This is a genomic window from Wandonia haliotis (assembly GCF_039523435.1).
Lineage (GTDB): Bacteria > Bacteroidota > Bacteroidia > Flavobacteriales_D > Crocinitomicaceae > Wandonia > Wandonia haliotis.
This window is the reverse complement of sequence record NZ_BAAAFH010000011.1, coordinates 100,602-109,497: the sequence shown is the minus strand read 5'-3', so window position 1 is coordinate 109,497 and position 8,896 is coordinate 100,602. Positions and strand designations below refer to the sequence as shown.

Below are 8,896 nucleotides of genomic sequence, written 5' to 3'. Positions count from 1 at the left end.
CAGGACCACAAGGACCTCAGGGAACCGCTGGAGATGGAATTACTAATATTACTGATAATGGTGACGGAACACTTACCATTACCTATGGAAGTGGCGCTACCGTAATAACTTCCGATCTAACAGGTCCGGCAGGAGCACAGGGACCACAAGGACCTGTAGGAGCCACCGGGGCACAGGGACCACAGGGAGATCCTGGAGCACAAGGACCGGCAGGAGCGCAGGGTCCGGCAGGACCACAAGGACCTCAGGGAACTGCCGGAAATGACGGTATATCTTTAAATTGGCTGGGAACATTAACTAGTGCTCCCTCCTCCCCTGGCTTAAATGATGCTTACTACAACAGCACCGATGGAATATCTTATGTTTGGAACGGTAGTAGCTGGAATATTGTAGCACAAGACGGAACAGGTGGTACAGGAGCAAACACATTAGACGAAGCTTACAACGAGGGTGGTCCGGGAGCAGGACGCGTGATAACTGCCAATTCCGGTGCTGTAGAAATTAACCATACTTCAACCGCATCCGGAAACCGTGCGCTAACAGTAACGACAACGCAAAATGGATCGTTTGGTATTGACGCTACTAATAGTGGCACAGGTGTAGCTATACGGGCACAAAGTACCAATGCAGCGAATACATTTGCTGCATTACAAGCTGAAACGAATAGCTCAACAGCCAATAACTCAGCTATTCTGGGATCTAACTCCGGTGCAGGATACGGGATTTCAGGTCAAATACCCTCTACAGCTACAGGAACAGCAGCTGTTTATGGGAATAACCTGAGAACAACGGCCGGCCATGGAATTCTTGGAAACGGATTTAACGGGGTAGTCGGTGAGGCTACTAACGGAGGTGGTTTTGGTGTTTATGGTGCTAATGCATCTGTTAGTGGTCTGGCTATCGGAACTTATGGAATTGGTTTTAATGGTATTTATGGCCAAACAACCGATGTAACAAACGGATGGGCGGGTTATTTTACATTTGATGTAGGTGTTGAAGGAACCGGTTTATCAACAGGTGGTTGGAATACAGTTTCTGATATTCGCTTAAAAAGTAATATTGTACCTATAGAATCTGCTTTGGATAAACTCATGTTACTGAGAGGAACAAAATATGTATTGACTACCCCTTCCAGTTCAAAAATTGGGTTAAACGATAGTAAAATGCAATCTGAGACCAAAACAAGGGTTCAATATGGTGTTATCGCTCAGGAAGTCGAAGCTGTTTTCCCTGAAATGATCTATGAAAAAGCAATTTTTAAAAATCAAGGAGACGATACAGTATATAAATCAGTAAATTATGATGCCCTGGTTCCGGTTCTTATTGAGGCTGTTAAAGAGCTAAAACAAGAAGTCGATGCCTTAAAAGAGGAAATTGAACAACTGAGAAATCAGGAGTAATATCCTGTTGTACTGAAAACATGAAAAATCGGAAGAGAACTCTTCCGATTTTTTTATTTCTACGAATGAATATGAAAAGATTTTTCTATTTTTGCAGCCCTGCCCAGGTGGTGAAATTGGTAGACACGCTATCTTGAGGGGGTAGTGCACTAAGTGCATGCTGGTTCGAGTCCAGTCCTGGGCACATTTTTTTCCTGGTATTAGGGAAAGTTGCATTCGAAAATACGGAGGTTTAATCTAACATCTACCGAAGCCAACAGTCGTTAGAACCAGAAGTAATACAGCATTGCTAGAACGATTATAATATTGACCCCTACAGGATAAACAAATGAAACAAATTCTAATTATTGTAGTTTTATTATTTTCTACTCCGCTTATTCTTGCTCAAGACAATCCGATAATTGAGACACTTGATTCACTATTCGATTCCGGACAATTTGAAAAACTTCAAAAGTTAACAGAACAAGAACTTCAGAAAGATTCGACCAATTATACTTTCTTATTCTACTCAGCACATAGCTTCTATGAACAAGGCTATTATCAGGAAGCATATGACCAATTCACCAGAACAATTTTAATGTACCCTGATAGCGGTATTTTATATAACAACAGGGGGCGTTTACTACTAGAGGTCCGAGAGTTTCAAGCAGCATACGATGATTACAATATTGAACTTAAGCTGGCGCAGGATGATCAAAGTAGAAAATCTGCTCTCCTAAATATCTCAGCGGTTCAATTATCTGTGAGAGATTATGAAAATGCTGCTGTAACTTTAGAGAAAGCCTATAAAATAGACTCTTCTGATACTGGAATACTCATCAACCTGGCTAGCGCATATTCAGATCTTGGGAAGAAAAGAGATGCTATAAAATATCTGGAAAGAGCTATTCAGCTAGATCCAGACTTCTATCCATCAATTTCTAACTTAGGATTTATTTATTTGGAACTTGAAGAATACTCTCAGGCATTGAATTACTTTGACATAGTTTTAACAAAATTTGGAAATAACTCCTTTACCTTAAATAACAGGGGGTATGCAAAACATAAACTTGGAGACAATACAGGTGCTCTTCAGGATATTGATCAATCCCTACAAATCGACCCTATAAACTCTTATGCATATCGAAACCGAGCTTTAGTTTATTTACAACTGGGAAAAATTAATGAGGCCTGTGAAGATCTTTATCGAGCAAATGCGAATGACTTTACTATAATGTATGGAGATGAAGTCAATCAGTTAATTGATTTACATTGTAAATAAAAATACCACTATCCAACCGTTTTCACACCCGGTTTTGAAAGAAAAAACAAACCGATAAAGCAAAGCAAACCATTAATTCCCAACAACTCAAAACCGAAACGGTATTCTTCAAAAACAACTTTTTCATAGTTTTCTTTGAAGATGAATATAGCAATAGGAATACTAAGACAAACCAGCCAGGCCCATTTGTCGTTCAGTTTTCTTTTCGTGAAAATTCCAAAGAAAAATAACCCCAACAACGGGCCATACGTATAATTGGCTGCTGAAAAAACAGAAGCAATCACATTTTGCTCCTTAAAACGCGCTGCCAGTAAAATTGTCACGAATAAAATTACTGTCATTACAACATGAATAATTTTTCGGATTTTCAATGCTTTCTTTTTATCTTCCAGCTTGTCTACCCTGAAAAGGTCAACACTTGCCGAAGTTGTTAGAGAGGTTAACGCAGAATCTGCACTCGAATAAGCTGCTGCTATCAATCCGAGAATAAACAAAATGCCAAATGTACTTCCCAAATCTCCCTTTAGTGCTACCATTGGAAACAACCGGTCACCCTGTAATGATTTATCAATGGAAGAAAATTCAGCCATTAGAGCAGGATTGGCATCCACATACGCGTATAAATAAGCCCCCAGAATCAGAAATACCAGATTTACAACAATTAATACCAGTCCCAATGTGATCATGTTCTTCTGAGCATCTCTTGTATTTCGGCAAGTCAGATTTTTCTGCATCATATCCTGATCCATTCCTGTCATGGCTATGGTTACAAACATCCCTCCTAGAACATGTTTCCACCAATAATTAGCAGCATTCGGATCATTTGTAACAAACCAGTTTACCGGGCTTGCCTGCTCCCAGATTCCGGCCTCTTTTACATCTATCGCATCTGAAATAAAATAGATTCCCAGAAATAAAGACAGAAGCATAAAGAATGTTTGTAAAGTATCTGTCCAGATAATTGTTTTAATTCCTCCCCGGTTGGTATACACCCAGATCAAGACAAGTGTCACAGCTACTGTCAGCCAGAAAGGTACCCCCCAATCACTAAAAACGAAATAGTGTAATACGTCTGCTACTAAAAATAATCGCAGGGAGGCACCTAACACTCTGGAGGTTAAAAAAAAGGATGCTCCGGTTATATGAGTTCGTTTACCAAATCGCTCTCCCAGATACGAATAGATGGATGACAGATTTTTTCTATAATACAGCGGAAGTAAAATAAAAGCTACGACGATATAACCAATCATATACCCCAGGATCATCTGCATATAGGAAAATCCCGATGATTCAACCCATCCCGGAACGGAAATAAATGTCACTCCGGATAATGAAGCCCCTATCATTCCAAAAGCAACGACATACCATTTTGAATTTCTGTTTCCGGTAAAAAAAGTTTCGTTATCTCCTTTACCACTTGTCAATCTAGCAAGGAGAACCAATGCAGCAAAATAGATTAAAATTACAGATAGTATGACGAATTGGGACATGCCGTTTTTTGCTCCGAAAATACAAATAATATTCGCTCTCCCTACAAACCCTGTAAGAGCTGTTTTCTATTATTTCCTGGTAACTTTATGTGTATAGATACCTTCTGCCGTTCTAAATTGTACCAAATAAATCCCAGAGGGAAACTCTGTAAAACTAATGGTATTTGACTGCTCAGGAGCTATTCTCCGAAGCATTCTCCCGCTTACAGCAAAAACAGCAATCTCTTCCACTGTCTGCTCATTAGATACCCAATAAAGTTTGTCCTCTACCGGATTCGGATAAACACGCAGCAAATGTTCTGCATTATTTTCAGGAAGAAGTAATGGAGAAGCTTCTCCGGGTAACATGACCCGAGAAGGCGAACCTTCGTCATGATGAATAATCAATGTTCCGGAAACTCCCGGATTCCCGGTGTACATCTCCCCGCCGTCCTGTAAATTCACATCCCAGCGTGGCGAGCTATTCCCGCTGACCAGAATTTTTATTTGGTGTCCATTATTCCATGTATAATTCACAAAAGGTAATTCTACTTCCACTTCATAAATCTCTCCGGGTTGCATAAATGCTTCATCCGACTCGCTATACCCATTTCTGAAGCGAATTCTTCTTATCCCATCATTAATCAGCATATTTCTTCCATCCGGATACTGATCAACTAAACGAACAACTAAATCAGCATCCGGACGATCTGATGCAACATATAGCTTTACAACCACTCGACCGGAAACTGTGTAATTATTTTGCAGTACAGGAGAAGAAAAAGTCACTACATCATTTCGCGATTCAAGTGATGTCTGATCATACGGTCCCTGATCCAACAAAGGCGTCAAGGTCTGTCCACCAATAGTAGGTGAAGGATTTCCCGGATCTGAAACAAAACCCGTAGCCCCGATTCCTAATTCGTGTTGTAATCGATTATTATCACTCAAATAAAGGATTCCATTCGACTCATTTTCTATCGAAACAGCATTTGTTCCTCCCCAACTACCAAGACCTGTTTCATAATACGTAATTAAAGGAGTGTTTTCCCAACCATTCGCATCATTCAGCAAATGGTACTCAAAAAACTGTCGTGCCATAATATCACTCCGAAATGCTGCATCCGGATACGTTAGTTCGCCCTGTACAGAAGACCCTACATATGCGGCTCCTGTTCCTCCATGAACCCACGGACCCACCAATAACCATTGCTTATCTCTTACAGATACAGCTGCTTCATTGCGCGTTGCTTCGTACCAGCTCATCATTTGGTCAATATTATGGTCATACCAACCTCCTATCTGCAACGTCGGAATAGAAATTTCCTGAGGATACCAACCATTGTTTTCTACATATTGCCAGGCAATGCTATAATAAGGATTTGACAGTACCATTGGCGACAAACCATAGCCTAATATATCCATTGTTGCAAGACGTGATTCCTCTAAAGCTCCTCCATAAAAATAGCACTGATAACACGTCTGTGGATCCGCAACGAGAGGAACAGCACAAATATGTGCAGGGTGCTGTTCCCGCGCTGTTTGATATTGAATTACTCCTAAAGCCGAAGGTCCCCAGGTCCCAACTTTTCCGTTGGACCAACTTTGCTGCGTAATCCATTCTATTACATCGTACCCGTCTTCCCCCCTATCAGGTTGAGCAACTGCAGCTGATGAGGAAGCATAAAATCCACGCCAGTCAACAATTACCCATATATAAGGGCTCGTATTAACATTCTGTAAATACCCGAGAGGTAACCCATTTTCAAAACTGCTCTTGTCATACGGTGTTTGAATCAATACAACCGGGCAGGTTGAACAATGATCCGGAATATACACATCCCCAGCTAAAAATTGTCCATCCCTCATGGGAATAGAAACCGTTTGTGTAGGAGTTAATTGACCTGAAACCAGTTCAATACTAAAAAAACAAATGACAATCAGAATTAAAAATCGTACCATTCTTATATTTTTGCAACCTCTATTTCTTATTCAGTGAAGATAGTGAAATCGTTTAAACACCACACTATCAACACAAAACATTAATAAACTGTTAAAATTACGGCGCATTAAAAAGGTGAGTCCAAAAAGGGATTCTGTAGTAATGAAAAATAAAAATGTACCTTTAGCTTAGATAAGTGGCTCATATTTATACAAACACCTGATTAATAAATAAAATTTGACGAAATGATTATAGAACCGAGAATGAGAGGTTTTATTTGTTTAACCTCACACCCTGTTGGTTGCGAAAAAAATGTTCTGAACCAGATTGAATATACCCGCAAGAAAGGAATCATCGACGGTCCCAAAAAGGTTCTGGTTATCGGAGCATCAACAGGTTTTGGACTTTCATCCCGAATCACCAGTGCTTTTGGGGCTAATGCAGCTACAATTGGTGTTTTCTTTGAAAAACCACCTTCTTCGGGAAAAACTGCCTCTCCGGGATGGTACAACAGTGCTGCCTTTCAAAAAGAGGCTGCCAATGCCGGAATTTATGCAAAAAGTATCAATGGAGATGCTTTTTCCGATGCAATCAAAAAGAAGACGATTGACCTCATAAAGCAAGACCTGGGAAAAATAGATTTGGTGATTTACAGTTTAGCTTCTCCGGTAAAAACAAACCCTAAAACAGGAATTACGCACCGATCTGTTCTCAAGCCTATCGGTCAGACTTTTTCCAATAAAACAGTAGATTTCCATACCGGAATAGTTTCGGATGTGACTATTGAACCTTGTTCTGAAGAAGATATTGCCAATACAGTAGAAGTAATGGGAGGTGACGACTGGAAACTCTGGATTCAAGCCCTTATTGATGCTGATGTTCTGGCGGATCAGGCAATGACACTAGCCTATTCCTACATCGGTCCACAAGTTACGAAAGCCATCTATCGCGAAGGAACTATCGGAAAAGCGAAAGACCATCTGGAAGCTACTGCATTCGAAATACAGGATTTACTAAAACCTTTAGAGGGCAGTGCGTTTATATCAGTTAACAAAGCATTGGTAACACAGGCAAGCTCTGCCATACCAGTAATTCCTTTATACATTTCCCTTTTATATAAAACCATGAAGGAAAAAGATCTTCACGAAGGTTGTATTGAACAGATAAATCGTTTGTTCAGGGAACGTTTGTATATAAAAGATGAAATTCCTTTGGATACTAAAGGAAGAATCAGAATAGATGACTGGGAAATGAGAGAAGATGTGCAAAATGAAATTACTAAGCTTTGGAAATTAGCTGACACATCAACGCTTCCTGAAATAGGTGATCTGAACGGCTACAAATCTGATTTTTTAAACCTGTTCGGTTTTGGATTTGATGGAGTTGATTACAATGAAGATGTCAATGAAAATATAGACATAAACGGATTAGTATAAGCGAAAACGACCAACAGATTCGTGTAGATAGACTAAAATGATTGTTTACACTAATCTGTTGGTACTCATTCTACTGCAAGAGAATACCTCAAACAGTTCGTAATGAAACGATGTAATCTGGTCCTTGGCATAGAGATTTCCGGTATTTTTGCAACAAAAAGATATGTCGGTTTCACAAGCAAATCCAACAAAACAAAAACCGGTTTACGCTATACTTATCGCAATTAGTTTTGCACACTTACTAAATGATTTATTACAAGCCGTAATTCCTGCAATTTACCCCAGACTGGAACAAAAATTCGATTTATCCATGACACAGATCGGGATAATTACACTTTGTTATCAGGTAGCTGCTTCAATATTTCAGCCTGTTGTAGGGGCTTATACAGACAAACATCCCAAACCTTTCTCTCAGGTTATCGGAATGCTGTTTACTATGACAGGAATTGTGCTTCTGGCTTATGCCCCCAGTTATTACTGGATATTAATTTCTGTTGTTCTGGTCGGAATAGGGTCGTCCATTTTCCATCCGGAATCTTCCCGCGTAGCTTTTCTTGCTTCCGGAGGACGAAGAAGTTTTGCACAATCCGTATTTCAGATTGGAGGTAATGCAGGAACAGCATTAGCACCACTATTGGTTGCCTGGATTGTTATTCCAAAAGGACAAATCTATCTTCTCTGGTTTGTCATTTTTGCCATTTTAGCGCAGATCACTCTTGGTTTTATAGGAAACTGGTATGATAAAAGTTTGAGAATTGCCCGTCGTCGTCCGAAAAAAGACATCTTGATACCGGAACTTTCCCGACTTCGGGTTACCGGGTCAATTATCGTTTTACTTGTACTTATTTTCTCAAAGTATTTCTACGTAGCCAGTATTACCAGTTACTTCCAATTCTATACAATGGATCGGTTCGGTTTAACAGAAGTGCAGGCACAGGTGTATTTATTCTATTTTCTGATCGCTGTTGCTGTCGGAACCTTACTGGGCGGAATTTTCGGAGACAAATTTGGTCGTAGGCTCGTTATCTGGATTTCAGTTCTGGGAGCAGCTCCCTTCACTTTACTTCTTCCTTATGCCAACCTTGAATGGACAGCTATTCTGGTTGTGATTATCGGGTTGATCATTTCCTCGGCTTTTCCCGCTATACTGGTATATGCTCAGGAATTACTCCCTAAAAAGATAGGTATGGTATCCGGCTTATTTTACGGTTTCGCTTTCGGAATGGGGGGACTGGGTTCTGCTGTACTCGGCTGGTTGGCTGATAGTACTTCTGTAACATATATCTATCACATCTGTTCCTATCTTCCACTGATCGGTAGTATAGCCTACTTTCTTCCTGATATGCATAAAGTAAGTTTCAGAAAAGAATAAATAGAGCACAAAAAAA

At 40.1% G+C, this 8,896-nt stretch carries 6 protein-coding genes and 1 tRNA gene; 5 read left to right on the top strand and 2 right to left on the bottom strand.

The window, feature by feature from the left end; genetic code table 11:
- The 3 genes from ABDZ97_RS08660 to ABDZ97_RS08650 all read left to right on the top strand — a co-directional run.
- Positions 1–1,400 (top strand): tail fiber domain-containing protein (locus ABDZ97_RS08660; RefSeq protein ID WP_343786598.1); only part of this gene is annotated, 1,400 nt, incomplete at its 5' end.
- Positions 1,401–1,501: 101 nt separating this feature from the next.
- Positions 1,502–1,584, top strand: a tRNA-Leu gene (locus ABDZ97_RS08655).
- Between the two features lie 144 nt (positions 1,585–1,728).
- Complete coding sequence (locus ABDZ97_RS08650; RefSeq protein WP_343786596.1) at positions 1,729–2,661, top strand: tetratricopeptide repeat protein; 933 nt, start codon at positions 1,729–1,731, stop codon at positions 2,659–2,661.
- An 8-nt stretch (positions 2,662–2,669) separates the two neighbouring features.
- On the opposite strand, the gene ABDZ97_RS08645 is transcribed toward ABDZ97_RS08650, so the two are convergent.
- Both ABDZ97_RS08645 and ABDZ97_RS08640 read right to left on the bottom strand, forming a co-directional pair.
- Positions 2,670–4,151 carry a sodium:solute symporter gene (locus ABDZ97_RS08645; protein WP_343786594.1) on the bottom strand — a complete coding sequence of 494 codons (1,482 nt, stop codon included), beginning with the start codon at positions 4,149–4,151 and terminating at the stop codon, positions 2,670–2,672.
- 69 nt (positions 4,152–4,220) lie between these two features.
- Complete coding sequence (locus ABDZ97_RS08640; protein ID WP_343786592.1) at positions 4,221–6,092, bottom strand: CocE/NonD family hydrolase; 1,872 nt, start codon at positions 6,090–6,092, stop codon at positions 4,221–4,223.
- Between the two features lie 225 nt (positions 6,093–6,317).
- Between ABDZ97_RS08640 and fabV the strand changes: the two genes are divergently transcribed.
- Both fabV and ABDZ97_RS08630 read left to right on the top strand, forming a co-directional pair.
- Entirely contained in the window at positions 6,318–7,508 is a 1,191-nt protein-coding gene (gene fabV / locus ABDZ97_RS08635; RefSeq protein WP_343786590.1) for an enoyl-ACP reductase FabV, read from the top strand.
- Positions 7,509–7,671: 163 nt separating this feature from the next.
- Positions 7,672–8,880: an MFS transporter gene (locus tag ABDZ97_RS08630; RefSeq protein ID WP_343786588.1), complete on the top strand. Its 1,209-nt coding sequence runs from the start codon at positions 7,672–7,674 to the stop codon at positions 8,878–8,880.
- Positions 8,881–8,896: the final 16 nt, after the last annotated feature.

Coding starts and splice junctions, on each gene's coding strand:
- ABDZ97_RS08650 (WP_343786596.1), top strand. CDS start 1,729: ATGAAACAAATTCTAATTATTGTAGTTTTATTATTTTCTACTCCGCTT.
- ABDZ97_RS08645 (WP_343786594.1), bottom strand. CDS start 4,151: ATGTCCCAATTCGTCATACTATCTGTAATTTTAATCTATTTTGCTGCA.
- ABDZ97_RS08640 (WP_343786592.1), bottom strand. CDS start 6,092: ATGGTACGATTTTTAATTCTGATTGTCATTTGTTTTTTTAGTATTGAA.
- fabV (WP_343786590.1), top strand. CDS start 6,318: ATGATTATAGAACCGAGAATGAGAGGTTTTATTTGTTTAACCTCACAC.
- ABDZ97_RS08630 (WP_343786588.1), top strand. CDS start 7,672: ATGTCGGTTTCACAAGCAAATCCAACAAAACAAAAACCGGTTTACGCT.